This window comes from Myroides gitamensis, from assembly GCF_029894455.1.
In the GTDB taxonomy this organism is placed as follows: Bacteria; Bacteroidota; Bacteroidia; order Flavobacteriales; family Flavobacteriaceae; genus Flavobacterium; species Flavobacterium odoratum.
In genome coordinates, this window is record NZ_JARYHN010000001.1 from 2,757,031 (window position 1) to 2,778,756 (window position 21,726).

Consider the following 21,726-nt stretch of genomic DNA (forward strand, 5'->3'; position numbering starts at 1 on the left):
CCTGTATTGCTTTTATATGAAATTCAATCTCAATTTAAAATGGAGTACGTGGAGCACGAAAAAGAAAGTGCTTGTTATTCTTGTAGGCATTGCTTTGATTGCCTACTATTTTTGTTTGCCTCGAACGTTATTTGACGCTCCGTATTCTACTGTTATTGAGAGTAAGGATCACCAACTATTAGCGGCTCAAATTGCTCCTGATGGTCAATGGAGGTTTCCTGAAATGCAAGCGGTACCCGATAAGTTTAAAACCTGTATCACATTATACGAAGATGAATATTTCCAATACCATTGGGGATTCAATCCCGTATCTATGGTCAAGGCTTTTATGTCCAACCTATCTTCTAATAAAATAAAAAGAGGAGGAAGTACATTAACCCAACAAACTATTCGTCTAGCTAGAGATGGACAGAAGCGAACCTATTTTGAAAAAATCATTGAACTGATTCAAGCAACACGCTTAGAATTCAAATACAGCAAACAATCCATTTTAAACTTATATGCCTCCCATGCTCCTTTTGGAGGAAATGTTGTAGGCCTGGATGTTGCAGCTTGGCGTTACTTCGGAACAGCTCCTGAGCAACTTTCTTGGGCTGAAAGTGCTACATTGGCTGTATTACCGAATGCTCCTCGTTTAATTTATCCTGGTAAGAACCAAGAAATTCTATTAAACAAGCGCAATGCTCTATTGAAAAAGCTCCTCGAAGCAAATAAGATTGATCAAAGCACCTACGAACTAGCACTTACAGAACCCTTGCCTCAAAAGCCTCATGAGTTACCCCAAATAGCTCCCCATCTCTTACAGTATGTTGCCAAAACCAATAAAGAAGAGCGCCTGGTTACCACAATTGATTACCAGGTACAACAAAGAGCAAATGATATTATCGCCAACTATTACCTGCATTACAGACAAGCGGAGGTATACAATATTGCGGCACTGATTGTAGATGTTGAAAACCGAGATGTTATTGCTTACATCGGCAACTCACCAACCACTGTTACCCATCAAAAAGATGTAGATATCATCCAAGCCAATAGAAGTACGGGTAGTATTTTAAAACCCTTTCTCTATGCAGCTATGTTGGATGACGCTTCCCTTCTTCCTCATCAATTAGTTGCGGATATTCCGGTGGTAATCTCTGGCTATAAACCGACCAACTTTTCGAATAGTTATGAAGGGGCTACAACAGCCAATGAAGCTTTATCTCGATCGTTGAATATTCCCTTTGTTTTGATGCTACAACAGTATGGGGTGTATCGCTTTTATGACAATTTACAACAGCTGCAACTATCCTCCATCAACAAATACCCGGATCATTATGGTTTATCCTTAATTTTAGGAGGAGCCGAAAGTAGTTTATGGCAACTAACAAGAGCCTATGCTGGACTGGTCGGTACTGTGAATCATTACAACACAGCGCATGAATACCGCACCAAAGAAATACAAGAATTAAACTGGAAAGCCGATTATACACAAACTTACGGCGAAAGCTCCAAAGAAAAGACCATTTGGGGCGCAGGAGCGATTTACAACACATTTGAGGCCTTAACGAAAGTAAATAGACCCGAAGGTGATGAAGCTTGGCAATACTACGACTCAGCGCTTAAAATCGCATGGAAGACAGGAACCAGTTTTGGAGGACGAGATGCTTGGGCGATTGGTGTCAACAAAAAATATGTAGTCAGTGTGTGGGTAGGAAATGCAACTGGAGAAGGACGTCCTTCTATCAGTGGTGTTCGCATGGCAGGTCCTATTCTCTTTGATTTGTTCAAGCTGCTGCCTAAGCAAAAAGACATGACTGCACCACTTAACGATCTGGAAGAAGTGTCGATTTGTTCAACTTCTGGTTATTTAGCGGGACCTAATTGCCCTCAAACTAAAACAGACCTCGCTCCTTTTCGCGCAAAGAAAACGGTACTTTGCCCTTACCATAAACTCGTGCACTTAGATGCTAGCTTACAGTATCAAGTCAATAGTCAATGTGAAGCTGTGGATCAAATTGTACCAACCCCATGGTTTATTTTACCGCCAACGATGGCTTATTTCTATCGAAAGTCACACAGTGATTATCAAGACCTCCCGCCATTCAGGGCTGATTGTGGTCCACAGGATCAACTCAAAAAGATAGAATTTATCTATCCGAAACACGGGGAACACATTTATCTCACTAAAAATTTCTATGCCGAACTGCAACCTTTTGTAGCAAAAGCAAGTACAAGTAGCGCAAACAAAACACTGTTTTGGTATTTAAATGAAGAATATATTGGATCAACAAGGCAGTTTCACGAATTGGCCATACATGGAAAAACAGGAACTAATTACCTGACCATTACCGATGAAGAAGGTCATACACAAACGATTGAATTCTACCTTGAAAAACAATCCTAACAAAAAACCCAAAACGGTGTCCGTTTTGGGTTTTTCGTTATTCTGATATTTCCTTTCCTTTATCATCAAAGAAATGGTATTCTAAATACGTGTAAGCGTCACGCGGTACAATTTTGACCCATTTCTTGAATTCCATCCACCACTTCATTCTCAAAGAAGGCAATCCTTTCGTTAGATAGGCCGCCACAAAAGGGTGTGTATTCAAGATTATTTTGCAAGATGGATCTCTTGCAATAATATTTTCGATTCGAGCTCTAATTTTATCAATAACTAAAATTGGCGCTTCAATCTCACCGTGTTCATTTGGATCTTCTTCTCTAGTTTCGATTGACACTTCAGGTCTCACGCGTTGTCTAGTGATTTGGATCAATCCAAATTTACTTGGTGGTAAAATTTTGTGTTTGGCTTTATCATCGCTCATCTCCTCTTTCAAGAAGTCATAAAGGGTTTTTCTATTCTCTGGATTACCCATATCAATAAAATCGACCACGATAATTCCGCCCATATCTCTTAATCTCAACTGACGTGCAATTTCTGCAGCAGCAATTAAGTTTACTTCAAGGGCTGTGTCTTCTTGTGATTGTGCTTTGTTTGAACGATTTCCACTATTCACATCAATGACATGCAACGCCTCCGTATGCTCTATGATCAGATAAGCACCTTTGCTCATAGAAACGGTTTTACCAAAAGAGGTTTTAATTTGGCGTTCAATGCTGTACTTCTCAAAAATTGGAACTTCTCTCGATTGATAATGTTTTACAATCGACACCTTGGCAGGGGCAATTTCTTGCAAATAGTCCTTAGTTTGATAATACAAATCCTCATCATCCGTAATGATCCCCGTAAAAGTATCATTAAAAACATCTCGTAATATTGAGGAAGCTTTGTTTACTTCACCCAACACTTTCGAAGGATGATGTGCGGTTGTTAACTTTTTGCACATGTTATTCCACTTCGACATCAAGTTGCGCAAATCTTTATCGATCTCGCTTACTTTCATATCTTCGGCCACTGTGCGTACGATTACACCAAAACCTTTGGGTTTAATGGACTGTACTAATTTCTTTAATCGTTCCTTCTCTTCTTTCGACTCAATTTTTTGAGAAATTGAGATGCGATTTGAAAAAGGCACAAGTACTACATATCTACCTGCGATTGATAATTCAGAACTAATACGCGGTCCTTTTGTCGAAATAGGTTCTTTAACTATTTGTACTAGCAAAGATTGATTGGCACTCAATACATCTGTAATTGCACCATCTTTATCTATTTCTTCTTCAAAAACAAAGTTTTCTAAGGCGAAATCTTTTAATTTACCTCCACTTACAAGTTTAGTGAACTTCAGTAGCGTTTTTAAGTTCGGACCTAAGTCATGATAATGCAAAAAAGCATCTTTTTCAAAACCTACGTGTACGAACGCGGCATTCAATCCAGGAACGGGTTTTCTAATTTTGGCGATAAAAATATCACCTACTTGAAAACCATTACCTTCATCAGCCTCACGCTCTCTGTGTAGTTCAATTAGTTTTCCATCTTTTAATAAGGCAAAATCTACTGTATCAGAATTCGACCTAATAATTAGCTCTTTATTCACACTGTACATTTTTATCCATACTCATTCATTACACTGTTTTGATTATTTTGGAGAATCCCGTCAAAACAAAAAGAGTTTGTATAGATGGATTAAACATTATTTTAAAAACAAGTTAGACTTGTTTATTCCTTCTTCAACTTGATAAGATATCTATCAATGAGCGTACTTTGAAATTTCTTAGAAAAGAAAAAAGTAGTATTAAACTACTTTTTCTTTTTGTGACGGTTAGCTCTCGCTCTTTTTTTACGCTTATGCGTTGCTACCTTATGTCTTTTTCTTTTTTTACCACTTGGCATAATGTGTGTAATTTAGAGATTAATAAATTATTTTACTTTTACTTCTGTGTTTGATTTTACACCTTCTACAAACACTTTAGCTGGTTTAAATGCAGGAATGTTGTGAGCTGGAATCCTAATTGTTGTGTTTTTAGAAATGTTTCTTCCAGTTTTCTCAGCTCTTGTTTTGATGATAAAACTTCCAAAACCTCTTAAATACACATTTTCACCTGTTTCTAACGACGCTTTTACTTCATCCATAAAAGATTCTACTGTCGCTTGAACGTCACCTTTCTCAAGCCCTAATTTCTCTGAAATTTTAGCTACAATGTCCGCTTTAGTCATTTTAGATATTAATTATATTTGTTGTTGTCCGTTTTTTTTAGAGTGTGCAAATATATTAATTTATAATCCAATAATTCAATCTTAATCGATTAAAATTTAATTATATATCGTTTATTTTTGCCTTTCACACATTTTAATCATGATTTTCTCTAACAAACTAATAGCTTGGTACTTAGACAACAAACGCTTTTTACCTTGGCGTGAAACAAAAGATCCGTATTACATTTGGCTATCAGAAATTATTCTTCAACAGACGCGCGTAGCGCAAGGATTACCCTATTTTGAGGCTTTTAAACAGACTTATCCTACTGTTTTTGATCTAGCAAATGCCCAAGAAGATGATGTTTTACTACTTTGGCAAGGTTTAGGATACTACAGTCGTGCACGTAATTTACATGCAACAGCTAAGAAAGTAGCCTATGAACTAAATGGACAGTTCCCAACAACTTATAAAGACTTACTCACCCTAAAAGGCGTAGGTGAATACACCGCTGCCGCAATAGCCTCTATTGCTTATGATGAAGTCGTTCCCGTTGTTGATGGGAATGTTTTTCGAGTTCTCGCACGAATTTACGGAATTACATCTGATATATCTACTCAAAGAACAAAAAAAGAGTTTCAGCAGGTAGCAGCAGGCCTAATCTGTCCTGAACAACCCGCTATTTTCAATCAAGCCATCATGGATTTTGGCGCCATTCAATGCACGCCTAAAGGAACAGATTGCACCCCTTGTCCTTTTATAACGACCTGTGTAGCGTATCAAACCAACCAAGTGGACAAGCTACCAGTAAAACTGAGTAAAACTAAGGTAAAGAATCGCTATATGGACTTCCTGATTTACCTCGATGAGGCTGGGAATACCCAACTGGAACAACGCACCAAAAAAGACATTTGGCAAAACCTCTATCAATTCCCTGTAGTAGATCGATTTGAGGACACCCCAATCAACATAGAAGAATACCTTCAGCAACAGCCTAGTTCTTCTGCTATCACGCATATAGAATGCCTGACACAAGAAGTGATTATTCATCAACTCTCACACCAAAAACTACACATTCACTTTTGGCTCGTTAAAACCAATACTACACCAGCGAATCCTATTCCTTGGGAGGAATTAAATAAATTTGGTTTTCCAATTGTAATTCATAACTTTATTCAATCCTTAACTGTCTAATTTTTTCACTTATGAATGGCACATTGAACAAAGTAACCCTTATTGGCCACCTAGGCGAAAATGTCAAAATACACTATTTTGAAAATGGCAATTGCATTGGGCGTTTTCCCTTAGCTACCAACGAAGTTTACATTAATAAGTCAACCAATGAACGCATCACTTCAACGGAATGGCATAATATTGTAGTCCGCAATAAACAAGCGGAAATCTGCGAAAAACACCTCACAAAAGGGGATCGTATTTATGTAGAAGGTAGAATTCGCACCAGACAATGGATTACAGAAGAAGGATTACAAAAACAAATTGTAGAAATTATTGTAACGGAATTCATGTTCTTGGATACGAAAAAAGAAGGTGGAAAAACAGCTTCACCAGAAGAAATAGAACGCAAGAAGGCCATTGATAACTTCTCTATTCCTGGAGAAAATAACAATGATAATTTGCCTTTTTAAACGGATAAGTAAATCAACCCTATGTTCCAAAAAACATTTGCCCTTTATGGCGCTGCCTTTTTAGGCGCATTGCTAGTACTAGGTTCTTGCAAAAAAGAAACAACACCAAGACCAAATGCCTATCTAGCTCTTGAGTACCCTCAACAAGAATATCAAAGCTACGAGAACTCCTATCATCATTTTACCTTTGATTTAAACAAGACTGCATCAGTGAAGGAAATTAAGTCAACCGCATTCGAGGTACACTACCCTGAAATGAAAGCGACTATTTTCATGAATTATAAAACCGTAGACAACAATTTAGATGCTTTACTTAAAGATGCTCAAAAATTGACCTATGAACATTTTATCAAAGCAGATGAGATTATCGAACAACCCTATTTAAACGCAGAAGATCGCGTTTACGGTATGTTTTATCACGTAGGAGGTAATGCGGCTACCAATGTGCAGTTTTACGCTACAGACAGCGTTAAAAACTTCGTTGTAGCTTCGTTGTATTTTTATGCTAAGCCAAACTTTGATTCCATCCTTCCAGCTAGTAACTATATCCAACAGGATATGCGAAAAATGCTAGAATCGTTGCGTTGGGAACAAACGAAGAAATAAAAAAAAAAGCTTTCGATGATCGAAAGCTTTTTTTTTATTCTATTGCGATTAAAGCGCTTTAATATCTAAGTTCTCTACTTTATAACTGCCATTTGCAATTTTCTGAACCGTTTGTGTTAAAGACTCTCCATTTTGCTTAGCGTCATCAAAAACAACCGTAGCTGTTTTGCTGTCAAAGTCAACAGTAGCTTCTTTTACACCTTGTAATCCAGTTAACTTTCCTTCAATCATTTTAGCACATCCCAAAGCACAAGTCATTCCTTCAATTTGAAAGGTAGCTTGTTCCATGTTTCCTGCCACTTCATTCGTTTCTGTCGCAGTTGTTTCTACTTGCTCTACAGTTTCTGCTTGCTCTGCTTCTTTTTTAGTTTCGCTTTTACATCCCACTAAAAAAACTCCTCCTAATAAGGCAACTAATCCTAGTTTTACTATTTTCATCTTGTTCTTGTTAATGCTTTGATTTACACAATGCTTTTCTTAGGTACAAAAATACAAAAAAATAAATCCCTTGCTCCCTCTAATTCACTCTTTTTGTTTTGAGAATCAATACCTCAGCATCCACTTGGCTTTTGTATTTTTATTTTTCTACAACTCCTACGTATTCCCCAATAAAAAAAGTCGCTATTCGATTAGAATAGCGACTTCTCAAAAGAATTATAATTAATTTTAAAAAAGATTATTTAAAATCCGCATCCGAAACTCCTTCGTTAACTTTAACTTCCTTGATTTTCATTTCGATTTCAATACCAACATTCATCGATTGAACGAATGGAAATTTAATTCCTTTTACTTCTTTGTAATCTGAATAGTTAACTACTTGTTGCATTTTTTGCCCCATTTGCTCTACTTCTTGAACAACAGCTACTTTTAATCCTGTTGCTGTATCGTAATAGCTTGTTGTATTTCCAACTTTCACACCATAAGCATCAACACCATTGATTGACTCAATTCCTGTTAATACTGCTGTTGCATTTGCTTTTAACTCACTAAATGGAGTTGCTTCCGCTTGAGCCTCTTTCAATTCTTCTCCAGTGATTTCTGCTTTTTGTCCTTGGATAACCGAATACCCCACTTTAGGTGTAATCACTTGCTTAGACATTACTGCTCCCATCATTTTTTGTTCTGATGATAAAAAGCCGTCTTTTACTTTATTCACCATCTCCAACTTCATACCTTGTACTTCAGCCTCACTTGTAATCATCAACGATTTCACTGCTTTTACTTTAGCATCTCCTCCAATCGCTTGGATGTAGTTTGCTAAAACAGTTTGTACCGTTACTCCAGCAGGAACTTCTTTTTTGAATACTGTTTTTTCAACCGCATTTGCTTCTTTATCATAGAAGAACATTGGTTTTTGTAATCCTTCTAATGCAGGTACAACATCCGCTCCTTTTCCAACAATTACAATGCGCATATTGTCATTCAAGAAATATTTTTGCGCTGCTTTTTGAATATCTTGTGGCGTTACTGCATTGATACTCTTGATATAGTTTTCATAGAAATCAGCAGGTAATTGGTGTAATTCTTTATTTAAAGCATAACGCGCTACCGTTTCTGGTTTTTGAATTTCCATCACAAAGTTTCCGATATACTTCGCCTTTGCCATTTTCAATTCCTCATCCTTCACTAGCGTTGTACGCATTAAGTTGATTTCTTTGATAAATTCAGTTACAGCACTATCTGTTACTACGTTACGCACAGAAGCACTTGCTCTAAATTTACCTGGGTATTTACGCGCTGTACTAATTGAAGAATACGCACCATACGTCCATCCATGTGCTTCACGTAAGTTCAAGAACAAACGTCCTTCTCCACCACCACCTAAGATTTGATTCGCTAAAAGAGCAGCGAAATAGTCTGAGTCAGTCATTTTTAAATTCACCTCATTAACCAAGGCAATCTCTGACTGTACAGCATTTGGCATATTGACAAAGTCAATTTGCGTTGCAGCAACATTTTTATTTGTTGTTCCTTCAGTGAATGTTGTCGTTGATTTTTTCCAATTGTTGAATAACGACTTCACTGCTTTCTCTGTTTTCTTGTAATCAACATCACCAACCACCACTAAATAAGCGTTGTTTGGAGCAAAATATTTCGCGTAGTATTCTTGTACATCGGCTAAAGTAACGTTCGATACTGTTGCTTCTGTTTCAAACTCTCCCGCTGCTGTATTTTTACCATATAACAAAGCATCTTCTACACGACCTGCAACAGCAGACACACTTTTCTCACTTGTTTTTAAAGACTCAATTACTTGAGCTTTTGCTTTGTCAAATTCTTCTTGTGTGATTACTGAGTTTAAAGCTCCATCCGCTAATAAACCTAAAATAGTTTCATTGTACTTTGACAATCCACTTGCAAAAGCACCACCAGCAGAAAAACGAACATTTGCTCCTAAGAAATCAATCTCATCATTGAATTGTTCCTTAGACATTTTCTTTGTTTGATTTCCTAGTACTTCTGATAAAATAGAAGTTACCCCTGCTTTATCTCCTTCTACGACCAATGGATTATCAATCGTCAACATATAAGAAACTTGAGGTAATTTATGATTGGGAACAACCAAAACTTTTAATCCATTTTTTAATACAAATGAAGTCGGTTGTCCTACATGTACAGTTGGTACTGGTCCCGATAGGGGTTGTTTTCTATCTTGTGCTTGTAATTGAGCAGCTGCTAAAGCAAAAACTAAACTAGCTGCATATATATATACTTTTTTCATTTTTCTTTTACTTGTTTAGCCTTAGTTATTTGCGTCTTTTTCTGGAGTATAATCTAAAATCAATCGCTGATTTTTATTCAAATATTTTTTAGCTACCTCGCGGATTTCTTCACGCGTAATGTCTCTATACATTTCAATATTTGTATTGATTAGATTTGTATCTCCATATAACAAGCTATAAGTAGCTAAGTTATGAGCCAATCCTTCTAAGTCAGAGTTTCCTCTTACGTATTCATTTTCTAATACGTTTTGTAATTTTTGAAAATCGCGTTCAGAAATTAATTCGGTTTGTAATTTTTCAATTTCTTTATCGATTTCAGTTACTAAATCTTCCGTTGTATACCCTTGCATTGGTAAACCGTAGATTAAGTACGCTCCGTAATCTTCTTGACTTAAGTTGAATGCACCAATTTCTAGCGCTTTTTTCTGCTCATCTACGATTTTTCTTGTATAATCTAGAGCTTTTTCCATTTGATAAGATGGAAGAAATCATATCCAATACACGAGCATCACGTGTTTTCATTGATGGTGTACGGTACGCTTGAACTAACATCGGAATCTGAACATTCGGATCTTGGTATTCTGCTCTGATTTCTTTTGTAATTGGATCTTCTTGGATTGCAGCACGCGTTACTGGTGTTCCTTTTGCAATGGAACCAAAATATTGCTTAATCCAATTTTTAGCTTGTGCTGTTTCAAAATCTCCTGCTACAACTAATACAGCATTATTTGGGATATAGAATTTTTTATTAAAAGCCAAGAACTCCTCTAAAGTAGCAGCATCTAAATGCTCCATTGATCCAATAGGAGCCCAACGGTATGGGTGTTTCTTGAATAAATTTTCTTTTACTTGAGGTAATAATTGCCCGTAAGGTTGGTTGTCCATACGTAAACGCTTCTCCTCTTTTACTACCTCATTTTGTGTATCAACACCAATTTGGTTGATAATTGGGTGCATCAAACGCTCAGACTCCATCCATAACGATAATTCTAAATTATTTGACGGGAATACCTCATAATAGTACGTTCTATCGTCTGATGTATTGGCGTTGTTTTTACCTCCGTTTGCTGTTACCAACTTAAACCATTCTCCACGCTCAATATTTTTTGTTCCTTCAAACAATAAGTGTTCAAAGAAATGCGCGAATCCTGTACGCTCTGGATTTTCATCCTTTGCTCCTACGTGATACATCACAGAAGTAATAATAACAGGCGCTGATTTATCCTGATGTAAAATAACTTTTAGCCCATTGTCTAACGTGTATTCTTCGAATTCCACTTTTTGAGCTGACGCTGTCATTCCGTAAAATAATGCGCCCAAAATCAAGAGTGATCTTTTCATTTTGTAGTTTTTGAATTTAGTTTATACGTGGATTAGACGCATTTTTTTTAAAATGTTACAGGGGAGTTAATCTAAATAGTGAGATTTAACATTCCGTTAACAAAACTGCAAGGATGCTTTTTTTTGTTTTTGTGTTTTCGCTTTTTTGAAGAATTTTCGATTAAAGAAAGAAGGCCCTTCAATCCAAAAAGAAAAATCTCGCTCATTTCATGAACTTAGAACTTACGAATCACAACATTACAAAACAAATAATCAAAAAGATTTGACCAATTAAAAAAGATTTGTAAATTTGCACACTTAAATAAACCTTAATAATTTATTGTTATGTACGCAATCGTAGAGATAGCTGGGCAACAATTCAAAGTTAGCAAAGACCTTAAAGTTTATGTTCACCGTTTGGCAACAGAAGAAGGAGCGACTATCACTTTTGATAAAGTTCTTTTAGTTGATGACAACAATAACATTACTGTAGGCGCCCCAGTTATAGAAGGTGCTTCTGTAGAAGCTAAAGTTTTACAACACCTTAAAGGTGACAAAGTAGTCGTTTTCAAAAAGAAACGAAGAAAAGGTTACAAAAAGAAAAACGGTCACAGACAAGCTTTGACTCAAATCGTAATTGAAGGAATCAACTTCGGTGGAGCAAAGAAAAAAGCGGCTAAAAAAGAAACAGCTGAAGCAGCTGAGTAATTAACAATTTAAAATTATAACGTCATGGCTCACAAAAAAGGTGTCGGAAGTTCGAAGAACGGTAGAGAATCAGAATCGAAACGCTTAGGTGTTAAGATTTACGGTGGTCAAGCAGCTATCGCTGGAAACATCCTTGTAAGACAAAGAGGTTCTAAGCATAATCCTGGTGAAAACGTTTATATGGGAAAAGACCATACTTTACATGCTAAAGTTGACGGTGTTGTTAAATTCCAAAAGAAAAAAGACAACAAGTCTTACGTTTCTATCTTACCATTTGAAGCTTAAGAATCTACTTATCTGTTTACACAGATAAAAGATTACAAAATAAAAAAAGGTACTGTGTTTGCACAGTACCTTTTTTTTTGGATTCGATTTTGCAATATACAGGGCAAATTGCCATTTGCTCCTACGGAATTCTTTTGGATTCGATTCTTCAATATACAAGGCAAATTGCCATTTGCCCCTACTCACCCTCTCATCGCCAATTCCCCTTGTTGGTTATTCTTATTTAGAAAAAATAAAAATAATATTGCACATCTCATTTTTCTTATTTATTTTTGGTCTAAATTAAATTATAACTAAAAACATAATAATCTACTCATGATGAAAGTAACTAAATTCCTATCTGCTTTAGCAATACTTGCATTCATTTCATTTGGTACTACTAGTTGTTCTAGTGATGATAACGTAATCAGACCAGAGAAACCAGACGAAAATGGACAAACAGAAGTAGGTACTGAACTTCATTTTGAAGGTACTTACGCTTACGGGCATGCTGGAAATCCAATTCCATTTGATTTTAAAAAGAAATCAATCTCAATGCAAATGTCATTAATGGCAGGAAGCGGACAAGAAGATGACCTATACAACATCATCAAAATTTATAAAAATACAGATGGTGTATTAAAAGTAGTTTCGAAACATGAAACAGAAAGCGAATACAAAGCGTTTTTCTTACGCAATATTAAAGACGGTGAATCATTAGATATCAATATTGACTATTCTTTCACTTCAGAAATTGAAGCAATTAAAGCGGTTTACCCTGCAAGTGGAAATTCAACACCAGATCATGCAAACAACAAATTTGGTTGGTTGAAATTGACTAAAATGAATGGTGAGCCTTCAGAAAAAATTAATCTTCCTGTACAAGGAAAATACGTTTTCTCACAATCAGGACATACTTATTTCTATACTTTCTCAAATGAAACAGTAAACTTCAATGGTTCATATGACATGAAAGTTTTAAAGCACAACAAGAATACCAACAAAATCTTACTTGAAGGTTTAGCTGAAAAAGCAGGAACATTCTACGTGGTTCAATTAAAAAACATCACAGCTAACACAGTAGATGTAGCAAGATTAACGTTTGGTGAAGCAGATGCAAAAACCAAAGCAGAAGCTGAATTTGCTTTAGCAACTGACTTAACTGAAGGTAGATTTAATACTTATACAAAAGAAGATAGTGAAGCTTCATTTGAAGGATTAAAAGGTACTTATGTTTCTGCTACAATCGGCAATAACTTAGGATACTATCAATTCACAATGGGAGAAAACAACGAAGCGTTCTTATTCATGGGAGATTTCGCTGGATCAGGTACCTTTGATGAAGGTGGAAAATTAGAATTGAAAAAAGTTTTTGCTGACAAAGCTAAAGGACAAATCATTTTCGAAATCACAAACTCTGAAGGATACTACGCAGAAAGAAATGGGCAATTCTTAACGTTATACGTTAAAGATTATGCAGATGGAACAAAAGCAACATTTGCTATTGCAACAAAAGGTGGTGTAACATCTATCTCTACGAGTAAAGGAAACGTAATTGGAACAACACTAGAAGAAGCAAAAGCACTTGCTGCTCCAGATGCTATGAAAGCATGGGACGGAGGAATGATGGCTTACGCTCACGTTTGGATCCCAACAACTAAAAAATAAGGCATTTCCATATTTGTTTAGATAATGAAAAAGGGCTTTTGAAATGAATTTCAAAAGCCCTTTTTTTATTTGGTTACTTTTATGGTATGATACAATTCTAATGCTTTTCCATCCGTCAGCATCGAAACAAAATGACAGATACTCATCAAGCGTTCATACATGCTATCACTTTCTATAATATAGCGTTCTGGAAGTAGTTTAATGATTAACCCATCATAATGGTTATCTTCTCCGTAATAACGATTATTTGTAGCCGTAATAAAGCGTTCTAAAAGTGTTTCTATTACTTGGTAGCCAATGATTTCCTTTTCAATGACTTCTTTACTCTGATAGACATTATTGATGCTTACAGCTAAGATATCCTTCATTTGAGCGATGTAAGAACACTTCTCTGTCAAAGCAAAAGGATAATCCCCTGCTAAAATCTTTTCTTCATTCTCAATAAACAAACGAGTTACATCGTCAATTAAACTTCCGATGGCCAAAGCACGTAAATAACTTACGCGGTCTTCTTTCGAATTTAATTGTGAATACTTTTGCGTATTAATGCTATTTTGAACAATCATGATCAAGAACTCCAAAGCGTGTTCTTCTGGAATCCATCCTAGATTAATCCCATCTTCAAAATCGGTAATAGTATAACAGATATCATCTGCTGCTTCTACTAAATAAGCCAGTGGATGGCGATAGAATGCAGTTTCTACACGATCATCTTTCATGATCATTCCCAATTCAGAAGCGACATCAATAAATGCTTCTTTGTCTCCTTGGAAAAAACCATACTTCTTATCCGAAATATCACGTGTTGGTTTTTTAGGTAAACTCTCCTTTGGGTATTTCATAAAAGCACCTAAGGTAGCATATGAAATACGCAACCCTCCTTCAATACCAGGACGCGATTTAGTCAAAATTGAAAAACCATTGGCATTTCCTTCAAAATCAATCAAGTCTTGCCATTCTTTTTCTGTTAGTTGTTCTTTAAACACTTGGCCTTTGCCTCGGCTAAAATAATCGCCAATTGCCTTTTCACCAGAATGACCAAATGGAGGGTTTCCAATATCATGTGCTAAGGATGCTGCGGCAACAATTGCGCCAAAATCATTAACTGTATAACCATATTCTTCTGACAAATAGGTATATTTCTTCAAGAGCTTCTCTCCTACATTTCGTCCTAATGAACGACCTACCACAGAAACTTCTAAACTATGTGTCAACCTTGTGTGAACAAAGTCTGTTTTTGATAAAGGGATAACTTGTGTTTTATCTTGTAAACTGCGAAAAGGAGAAGAAAAGATAATGCGATCATAATCTACTTCAAACCCAATTCTCGTCTGACTTTCATCTAAGCGATTTCGTACAAATGTGTCACCGTGTTTCTTTAAAGACAGTAACTTTTCCCATTTCATCATATATTCTATTCTTTTATTCTTTACTAATTTTCTAACTCTAGTTGGCTTGTAATAATATTGTTCTTTACTGTACGATAAATATGCGTCTTGGCCTCTGCATACGAAATATCATACAATCGTTCTACAGCTGCATACTCAGCAGGATAAACAGCCAACATTTTATCATAATACAAATCTAAGGCCTCTTTTTCCGGCGCTGTATATTCGAGTTTTAACTCAAAGCGACGCACTAATGCTTCATCAATCATTTGTATTTGATTAGTCGCTGCAATTAAAATAGACTTTTGTGGAAAGTTATCAATGAGTTGTAAGATGGCATTGACCACGCGTTTCATCTCACTATTATCTTTGTTGTCATAATCGCGAATTTGCCCTAAAGAGTCAAACTCATCAAAAAACAAAACAGCACTCTCATATTGAATTTCTTTAAATAGACTTTCGATATTTTTTGCCGTTTCACCCAGTTTAGACGAAACAATAGTCGCCAAGTTTACAATGATTAGCTTTTTATCTAACTGCTTTGCAATGGCTTTTGCGGTCATTGTTTTACCACAACCTGTTTTACCGTAGAGTAAGATCTTATTACTTACTGGTAGGTTGTATTTCGTCAAAATTTCACGATACTTATATTCCTTTAAGAACGCTTCGATTTCTCTTGCTACTGCTTCCGTAAACATAACGTCTTCTAAGCGAGTATCCGTTCGATCGATATAATACAAAGAACTCATCTCAAAAAATAGGATTTGAACATTATTAACTACAAATATAAGCTAAAAAAAACGTTACACTCCAACGAGTTTCTGTAAAAAAGCAAAGGAAAAACAATCTCTATTTAAACCCATTTAATCCAGTTAAAACTTCGGTTTACGGCCATGCTTATTGGGTAAGTCTTCTCCTTTTAGCAAGAGTAAGATAAGCAACACAACAATATTCAACAACGGAATCAACAACAGTAAAGCGAGTATTCCATGTCGATTGACATCGTGAAGACGTCTAGCAGAACAAATAATCAAGACATAAATTAAGGCCGTACAAATAAAAGAATAGGTTCCTTCAACCTTAAAATGAGGGGCATAAAAAAAGGCGCTTAAAAATAGGCTTCCGAGAAGGGCCACACGCAATCCATAATCCTTTCTTGAGCTTCTCCCTAAAGGCGCTAGAAATCCCATACTCCAATGGTGAGGATTTGCATAGTTCACCTGATCTTGCAGGTTAGCCTCTGTGAAATTCATATACACGCCATTATTCAAGTGAATACTACGCTTTTCTACATGTGCACTATACTTATTCGTTGCTGTCAACTCAAAAGACAAGTACTTCGCATCTAATTCTTTTACACGATAAATAACCTTCCCTCTTAATTCATCCATATAGCCCATCGGATAAATTCGAATCACATCTGCTTGTTTGCATTCCCAGCTAATTTCAATCCAATCTCCCATAAAGAAATACGTCTGATTGCAACTAAAATTCACCACTTCGGGTTTATAATAATCTGCAGTGGGTTGGGCTTGTCTGGTTGTTTGTGCACTAGAAGAGGTAGAGATTGATTGATACAGTGTCAAATCATAGGCTTTTCGCTCTACTTCATTCCCTAATATCTCATAAGCTTTAATCACCTCAAACAACTTGTTTTGATACGTTGTATTGCCTTGATTCATATCGGGATGATACAGCTTAGACAATCGTCGAAACGCTTGTTTGATCTCGTTTGAACTAGCTGTGGGATTCACTTCTAAAATAGCATAATAGCTGCGCATATACTTGTGCAAATTAAATACTTGACCTTCTTTCTTTGTCTTCTAATCACAGAAGACACCTTACCTAATGGAACGGTAATGTAGCGCAATACCAGCAGTTAACAAAATAAATTAATCGCTAATTCTCACTTTGAGTTTTCTTTATTCGTAGGTCTGATGGTTGGGGGTTAGGAGTTATGGGTTAGGAGTTATGGGTTAGGAGTTATGGGTTAGGAGTTATGGGGTTAGGAGTTGGGGGTTAGGAGTTGGGGGTTAGGAGTTGGGGGTTAGGGGTTATGGGCTGGGAGTTAGGAGTTAAGGGTTAATGTAAAGGCATAAAAAAAGGAGACAATTACCCATTATCTCCTCAATTCCTTTATAGCCTTTCGCCTAAATACAGCTATTTATTCTTCATCTGCTAAGAAAAACTTCATCGACTTCATTGGATAAGCTGTTCTACTTTTTCCACTTGGATTCGCAATTACCGTTTTGATACTAATCATATCTCCCAATTTGAATTGAGCTTCTGTGTATTGGTAATCCAATAAGTAAGGTCCACAAAAATAGTTTCCTAATTCGTCCTTTTCTATAATCCCTCTAAATATTCCTTTTTTCGTTTCTTTCGACATGGTCTTGTTATTTTAATGAACAAAGATACGATAGAAAAAGGTTTTTTGGTGCGGTTTCTGATTTTGTTATTTGAGAGGGGATTTGGGTGAGAGAGGGTGAGACGGTGAAATCGTAACGTAGTGAAGATTCATCGAATACGAAAACAAATATAATCCAATGAGATAGATGGTGAGGTGGAGATTGGTGAGGTGGTGAGATTGGTGAGATTGGTGAGGCGATGAGAGGATGAAAAACTGTAGTGGCAAATGGCAATTTGCCAAGTAACTAGATAACAAGCCTAGACAAACCTCCCTTAACCCCTAACTCCCCACCTTTTCCAATAAAAAAAGGCAACTAAACTAGTTGCCTTTTTTCTATATAAACCTTTATTCTACTAAAGTTCTAATGCTTTTTTAGGATTGTTATCCATCAACAATTCAGTTGGGTTTTCTAATGCTTCTTTGATTGCAACTAAGAAACCTACTGATTCACGTCCGTCGATGATACGGTGGTCATACGATAACGCTACATACATCATTGGGTGAATTTCAACTTTTCCATCAACTGCGATTGGGCGCTCAATAATATTGTGCATTCCAAGGATTCCAGATTGTGGAGGGTTGATAATTGGCGTAGATAACATCGATCCAAATACACCACCATTTGTGATTGTAAATGTACCACCAGTCATTTCATCTACTGTAATTTGTCCATCACGAGCTCTTGTTGCTAAACGTTTAATTTCAGCTTCAACTCCACGGAAAGACAATAATTCAGCGTTGCGAACAACAGGAACCATTAAACCTTTTGGTCCAGATACTGCAATTGAAATATCACAGAAGTCATATACAATTTGCTCTTGTCCGTCAATCATTGAGTTTACATCTGGGTACAATGCTAAAGCACGCGTAACCGCTTTTGTAAAGAAAGACATGAAACCTAAACCAACACCGTGTTTTGCTTTGAAAGCGTCTTTGTATTCGCTTCTTAGCTTGTTTACGTTTGTCAAGTTAACCTCATTAAATGTGGTTAACATTGCAGTTGTATTTTTAGCTTCAACCAAACGCTCTGCTACTTTACGACGTAACATAGACATTCTTCTACGCTCTTCTCCTCTTGATCCTCCTGTTGGAGTACCCATTGAATGTTTCGCGTTTAAAGCATCTTCTTTCGTGATTCTACCATCTTTTCCTGTTCCAGAAACTGTAGCAGCATCAATATTTTTTTCATCTAGTATCTTCTTAGCCGCTGGAGAAGCTGTTCCTGTTGCATACGTTGCTGCAGCTGCAGGTGCTTGTACAGGTTCTGCTTTTGGAGCCTCCGCTTTTGGAGCTTCAGCCGCAGGCTTAGCCTCAGTAGAAGAACCTCCTGCCGGTTTTGCAGCACTAGTATCGATTAAACAAACCACTTGACCTACCGCTACTGCGTCACCTTCTTCTGCTTTTAAAGTAATGATTCCGCTTGCTTCAGCAGGCAATTCTAATGTTGCTTTATCTGAATCAACCTCAGCAATTGCTTGGTCTTTTTCAACATAGTCTCCATCTTTTACCAACCAAGTAGCAATTTCAACCTCTGTAATTGATTCACCTGGTGAAGGAACTTTCATTTCTAAGATGCTCATCGTATATTCTTTAATTAAATATTGTTATGTAAAAATACTCTTTTTTTATTATAAGTTCTTATTAAAAACTTTCTCAATTGCATAGGCAAAACGCTTTTTAGAACGTGTTGAACTACCTGATGCTGGTGCACTGTATGCTTTATTACCTGCATAACGCAATGGTTTTTCGTCAAAATTCATCAACATATAACCATAAGCTCCCATGTTTTTAGGTTCTTCTTGTGCCCATACGAAATCATCTGCATTTGGATAAGAAGCGATTACTTCTTTGATTTGCTCGATTGGTAATGGGAACAATTGTTCTAAACGTACAAATGCAATATCATCTCTTCCTAATTCTTCTCTTTTCGCTACTAAATCATAGTAGAATTTCCCTGAACAGAATACCAATGATTTCACTTTTACTTTATCTACAGCAGCATCGTCAATTACATATTGGAATTTACCATCCGTTAAATCGCTAATTTTTGAAGTAGCTAATGGATGTCTCAATAAACTCTTAGGCGACATTACGATTAATGGTTTTCTGAAATCAGTTACCATTTGTCTTCTCAATAAGTGGAAGAAGTTAGCTGGTGTTGTACAGTTTGCAACGAACATATTGTGTTCTGCACAAAGCTGTAAATAGCGTTCTAAACGAGCAGAAGAGTGTTCTGCACCTTGGTTTTCATACCCGTGAGGCAACAACATCACTAAACCATTTTGGTTGTTCCATTTATCTTCTGCTGCAGAGATATATTGATCTAGCATGATTTGAGCTCCGTTAGAGAAATCTCCAAACTGTGCTTCCCAAATTGTCAATGTATTTGGATTAGTTAAAGCATAACCATATTCAAATCCTACAACAGCATATTCAGACAATAAAGAATTGTAAATTCTCATTTGTCCTTTTTGGTCTTTCAACTCATTTAATAAAACAACTAGTTCCTCCGTATCTTCTGTTTTAACCACAGCATGACGGTGAGAGAACGTACCGCGTTCTACGTCTTGTCCTGACATACGAACATCATATCCTTCTGAAAGTAAAGATCCGTAAGCCAATAATTCACCCATAGCCCAGTCTAACTTGTCATTTTCAAAGAACATCGCTTTGCGGTCTCCGATTAGACGTTTTACTTTGCTAATGAATTTCTTATCTTCTGGAAGATTGGTAATTACCTCAGCAATATCCGTCAATACTTGTTTAGATACTTTCGTATCATAATCCACAACCATTTCTTTTTCGTCTACTGTTCTGAAATCTTTCCAGTTTTCTTGCATGAACGTTCTGATTTTAGCAAATTCATTCTCACGAGAAATTTGTAAATCTTGTTCTAATACATCTTTATATTGTTGTTCTAAGTCTTTCACAAAGCTTTCATCTACAATTTTGTCTTCCAACAATCTTGCGTTATAGATATTTCTAGCATTTGGATGCTTTGCAATTAACTTATATAAAAGAGGTTGAGTGAATTTTGGTTCATCTCCCTCGTTATGTCCATATTTACGGTACCCTACTAAATCGATGAATACATCTCTCCCGAATGTCATACGGTATTCTAAAGCAAATAAAAATGCGCGTACTGCTGCTTCTGTATCATCTGCATTTACGTGCAATACAGGGAAGAAGCGGTAACTTTTGCGATATCTGTTGAATACGTTGATGAACGTCCATCTGTATAGTTTGTAGTAAATCCTACTTGGTTGTTTAATACAATGTGGATAGTACCTTCTGTTTTGTATCCTCTTAATTGAGCCATTTGTACGATTTCATACACAATTCCTTGTCCAGAAATAGCGGCATCTCCGTGTAAAGCGATTGGCAATACTTTCGAAGGTTGGCTAGCGAATACTGTATCTTGTTTTGCTCTTGCAATCCCCTCAATAACAGCACCAACCGTCTCTAAGTGAGAAGGGTTTGGCGTCAAGTTTACGTGGATATCTTTACCTGAGCGTGTTTTACGTGTTGAGCTTAATCCTAAGTGGTATTTTACGTCTCCATCATATCCCTCTACCGCATCATAGTCTTTTCCGTCAAATTCCGAGAAGATCTCTTGTGTTGGTTTTTTGAATACGTTAGCTAAAACGTTCAAACGACCACGGTGAGCCATACCTACTACGATTTCCTCTACTCCTTTTGCAGCAGCAGATTCAATTAAAAAGTCCATCGCTGGGATAGCAGCTTCTAAACCTTCTAATGAGAAACGCTTTTGACCTACATATTTTGTATTTAAGAAGTTCTCGAAAGAAACAGCTTCAATTAATTTATGTAAGATTTCTTTCTTCTCTTCTGCGTTAAATTTTGCTTCTGGAATTTCGAAGTGGTCTTGAATCCAGTTCACTTCTTTTTCGTCTGTGATATATTTGAATTCAATTCCTAAAGTAGCACAGTAAATTTTCTCTAATTGAGCGATAATTTGTGCTAATGAAGAAGCAGGTAATTGAATTGCTTTAGCAGCGTCGAATGTAGTATTCAAATCAGCTGAAGACAATCCGAATTTCTCTAAACTTAAATCTGGATGAACGACTCTTCTTTCTCTAAGCGGGTTTGTTTTAGTCAATAGGTGTCCATAAGTCCTGTAGCCATCGATTAGTTTTAGTACAGCTAACTCTTTTGTAATTTGGCTTGTATCAACCGAACTACCTGTATTTGAATTATTTGTTGGGGATGAAACATACGTTACTTTCTCTACTGTGCCGTCACTAAATTCATTTGCAAAATCGAAACCTTGAAAGAAGGCTCTCCAACTTGGTTCTACGCTATCTGGATTTTCTAAATATTGATCATACAAATCTGCAAAAAATGCAGTGTGTGCCGCGTTTAAAAAGGAAAATCTATCCATAATTTTCG

At 36.5% G+C, this 21,726-nt stretch carries 18 protein-coding genes and 1 pseudogene; 7 read left to right on the forward strand and 12 right to left on the reverse strand.

Features of this window, described 5'->3' with window-relative positions; all coding sequences use genetic code 11:
* Positions 1-16 precede the first annotated feature (16 nt).
* Complete coding sequence (pbpC, locus tag M2306_RS12170; RefSeq protein ID WP_259187734.1) at positions 17-2,389, forward strand: penicillin-binding protein 1C; 2,373 nt, start codon at positions 17-19, stop codon at positions 2,387-2,389.
* Between the two features lie 37 nt (positions 2,390-2,426).
* On the opposite strand, the gene M2306_RS12175 is transcribed toward pbpC, so the two are convergent.
* Positions 2,427-3,983, reverse strand: coding sequence for an Rne/Rng family ribonuclease (locus tag M2306_RS12175; protein WP_002989809.1), 1,557 nt, complete (start codon positions 3,981-3,983; stop codon positions 2,427-2,429).
* 323 nt (positions 3,984-4,306) lie between these two features.
* Positions 4,307-4,603, reverse strand: coding sequence for an HU family DNA-binding protein (locus M2306_RS12180; RefSeq protein WP_002989807.1), 297 nt, complete (start codon positions 4,601-4,603; stop codon positions 4,307-4,309).
* 139 nt (positions 4,604-4,742) lie between these two features.
* Here M2306_RS12180 and mutY point away from each other — a divergent pair, with 139 nt between their 5' ends.
* Genes mutY through gldD form a run of 3 tightly spaced genes read left to right on the forward strand, consistent with a single transcriptional unit; the run spans position 4,743 to position 6,835 of the window.
* Positions 4,743-5,777 carry an A/G-specific adenine glycosylase gene (gene mutY, locus M2306_RS12185; protein WP_259187733.1) on the forward strand — a complete coding sequence of 345 codons (1,035 nt, stop codon included), beginning with the start codon at positions 4,743-4,745 and terminating at the stop codon, positions 5,775-5,777.
* An 11-nt stretch (positions 5,778-5,788) separates the two neighbouring features.
* Positions 5,789-6,229: a single-stranded DNA-binding protein gene (locus tag M2306_RS12190; protein ID WP_002989803.1), complete on the forward strand. Its 441-nt coding sequence runs from the start codon at positions 5,789-5,791 to the stop codon at positions 6,227-6,229.
* 21 nt (positions 6,230-6,250) lie between these two features.
* Complete coding sequence (gene gldD, locus M2306_RS12195) at positions 6,251-6,835, forward strand: gliding motility lipoprotein GldD (protein WP_259187732.1); 585 nt, start codon at positions 6,251-6,253, stop codon at positions 6,833-6,835.
* 48 nt (positions 6,836-6,883) lie between these two features.
* On the opposite strand, the gene M2306_RS12200 is transcribed toward gldD, so the two are convergent.
* From M2306_RS12200 to M2306_RS12210, 3 genes and pseudogenes are all read right to left on the reverse strand, one after another.
* Positions 6,884-7,273 carry a heavy-metal-associated domain-containing protein gene (locus tag M2306_RS12200; protein ID WP_002989799.1) on the reverse strand — a complete coding sequence of 130 codons (390 nt, stop codon included), beginning with the start codon at positions 7,271-7,273 and terminating at the stop codon, positions 6,884-6,886.
* Between the two features lie 238 nt (positions 7,274-7,511).
* Entirely contained in the window at positions 7,512-9,557 is a 2,046-nt protein-coding gene (locus M2306_RS12205; protein WP_259187731.1) for a M16 family metallopeptidase, read from the reverse strand.
* 21 nt (positions 9,558-9,578) lie between these two features.
* Positions 9,579-10,899: pseudogene (locus M2306_RS12210) on the reverse strand (M16 family metallopeptidase).
* A 324-nt stretch (positions 10,900-11,223) separates the two neighbouring features.
* On the opposite strand from M2306_RS12210, the gene rplU reads away from it, so the two are divergent.
* From rplU to M2306_RS12225, 3 genes are all read left to right on the forward strand, one after another.
* On the forward strand, positions 11,224-11,586 hold the full coding sequence (gene rplU, locus M2306_RS12215; protein WP_259187730.1) for a 50S ribosomal protein L21: 363 nt from the start codon (positions 11,224-11,226) through the stop codon (positions 11,584-11,586).
* Positions 11,587-11,610: 24 nt separating this feature from the next.
* Entirely contained in the window at positions 11,611-11,871 is a 261-nt protein-coding gene (gene rpmA / locus M2306_RS12220) for a 50S ribosomal protein L27 (RefSeq protein WP_002989789.1), read from the forward strand.
* A gap of 315 nt (positions 11,872-12,186) precedes the next feature.
* Positions 12,187-13,518 carry a hypothetical protein gene (locus M2306_RS12225; protein ID WP_259187729.1) on the forward strand — a complete coding sequence of 444 codons (1,332 nt, stop codon included), beginning with the start codon at positions 12,187-12,189 and terminating at the stop codon, positions 13,516-13,518.
* Positions 13,519-13,583: 65 nt separating this feature from the next.
* Here the strand turns inward: M2306_RS12225 and dgt are convergent, their stop codons facing one another.
* The 7 genes from dgt to M2306_RS12260 form a co-directional block, all read right to left on the reverse strand.
* Complete coding sequence (dgt, locus tag M2306_RS12230) at positions 13,584-14,927, reverse strand: dGTP triphosphohydrolase (protein ID WP_060872703.1); 1,344 nt, start codon at positions 14,925-14,927, stop codon at positions 13,584-13,586.
* A gap of 23 nt (positions 14,928-14,950) precedes the next feature.
* The gene (locus tag M2306_RS12235) at positions 14,951-15,655 is read right to left on the reverse strand and encodes an AAA family ATPase (protein WP_115092419.1); all 705 of its coding nucleotides are present in this window, start codon (positions 15,653-15,655) and stop codon (positions 14,951-14,953) included.
* A gap of 123 nt (positions 15,656-15,778) precedes the next feature.
* Positions 15,779-16,687, reverse strand: a complete 909-nt coding sequence (locus tag M2306_RS12240; RefSeq protein ID WP_259187728.1) for a DnaJ domain-containing protein — start codon at positions 16,685-16,687, stop codon at positions 15,779-15,781.
* A gap of 383 nt (positions 16,688-17,070) precedes the next feature.
* Complete coding sequence (locus M2306_RS12245; RefSeq protein WP_060872706.1) at positions 17,071-17,295, reverse strand: hypothetical protein; 225 nt, start codon at positions 17,293-17,295, stop codon at positions 17,071-17,073.
* A 374-nt stretch (positions 17,296-17,669) separates the two neighbouring features.
* The gene (gene odhB / locus M2306_RS12250; protein ID WP_115092417.1) at positions 17,670-18,896 is read right to left on the reverse strand and encodes a 2-oxoglutarate dehydrogenase complex dihydrolipoyllysine-residue succinyltransferase; all 1,227 of its coding nucleotides are present in this window, start codon (positions 18,894-18,896) and stop codon (positions 17,670-17,672) included.
* A 48-nt stretch (positions 18,897-18,944) separates the two neighbouring features.
* Positions 18,945-20,492, reverse strand: coding sequence for a thiamine pyrophosphate-dependent enzyme (locus M2306_RS12255; RefSeq protein ID WP_498882866.1), 1,548 nt, complete (start codon positions 20,490-20,492; stop codon positions 18,945-18,947).
* Positions 20,483-21,718 carry a thiamine pyrophosphate-dependent enzyme gene (locus M2306_RS12260; protein ID WP_498882867.1) on the reverse strand — a complete coding sequence of 412 codons (1,236 nt, stop codon included), beginning with the start codon at positions 21,716-21,718 and terminating at the stop codon, positions 20,483-20,485. The genes M2306_RS12255 and M2306_RS12260 overlap by 10 nt, the downstream gene beginning before the upstream one ends.
* Between the last annotated feature and the right edge of the window lie 8 nt (positions 21,719-21,726).

Bases quoted from the DNA above. Each gene is read 5' to 3' on its own strand.
- M2306_RS12190 (WP_002989803.1), top strand. From the start codon at position 5,789: ATGAATGGCACATTGAACAAAGTAACCCTTATTGGCCACCTAGGCGAA.
- dgt (WP_060872703.1), bottom strand. From the start codon at position 14,927: ATGATGAAATGGGAAAAGTTACTGTCTTTAAAGAAACACGGTGACACA.
- M2306_RS12225 (WP_259187729.1), top strand. From the start codon at position 12,187: ATGATGAAAGTAACTAAATTCCTATCTGCTTTAGCAATACTTGCATTC.
- M2306_RS12245 (WP_060872706.1), bottom strand. From the start codon at position 17,295: ATGTCGAAAGAAACGAAAAAAGGAATATTTAGAGGGATTATAGAAAAG.
- rpmA (WP_002989789.1), top strand. From the start codon at position 11,611: ATGGCTCACAAAAAAGGTGTCGGAAGTTCGAAGAACGGTAGAGAATCA.
- rplU (WP_259187730.1), top strand. From the start codon at position 11,224: ATGTACGCAATCGTAGAGATAGCTGGGCAACAATTCAAAGTTAGCAAA.
- gldD (WP_259187732.1), top strand. From the start codon at position 6,251: ATGTTCCAAAAAACATTTGCCCTTTATGGCGCTGCCTTTTTAGGCGCA.
- mutY (WP_259187733.1), top strand. From the start codon at position 4,743: ATGATTTTCTCTAACAAACTAATAGCTTGGTACTTAGACAACAAACGC.
- M2306_RS12200 (WP_002989799.1), bottom strand. From the start codon at position 7,273: ATGAAAATAGTAAAACTAGGATTAGTTGCCTTATTAGGAGGAGTTTTT.
- M2306_RS12260 (WP_498882867.1), bottom strand. From the start codon at position 21,718: ATGGATAGATTTTCCTTTTTAAACGCGGCACACACTGCATTTTTTGCA.
- M2306_RS12240 (WP_259187728.1), bottom strand. From the start codon at position 16,687: ATGCGCAGCTATTATGCTATTTTAGAAGTGAATCCCACAGCTAGTTCA.
- odhB (WP_115092417.1), bottom strand. From the start codon at position 18,896: ATGAGCATCTTAGAAATGAAAGTTCCTTCACCAGGTGAATCAATTACA.
- pbpC (WP_259187734.1), top strand. From the start codon at position 17: ATGAAATTCAATCTCAATTTAAAATGGAGTACGTGGAGCACGAAAAAG.
- M2306_RS12180 (WP_002989807.1), bottom strand. From the start codon at position 4,603: ATGACTAAAGCGGACATTGTAGCTAAAATTTCAGAGAAATTAGGGCTT.
- M2306_RS12205 (WP_259187731.1), bottom strand. From the start codon at position 9,557: ATGAAAAAAGTATATATATATGCAGCTAGTTTAGTTTTTGCTTTAGCA.
- M2306_RS12235 (WP_115092419.1), bottom strand. From the start codon at position 15,655: ATGAGTTCTTTGTATTATATCGATCGAACGGATACTCGCTTAGAAGAC.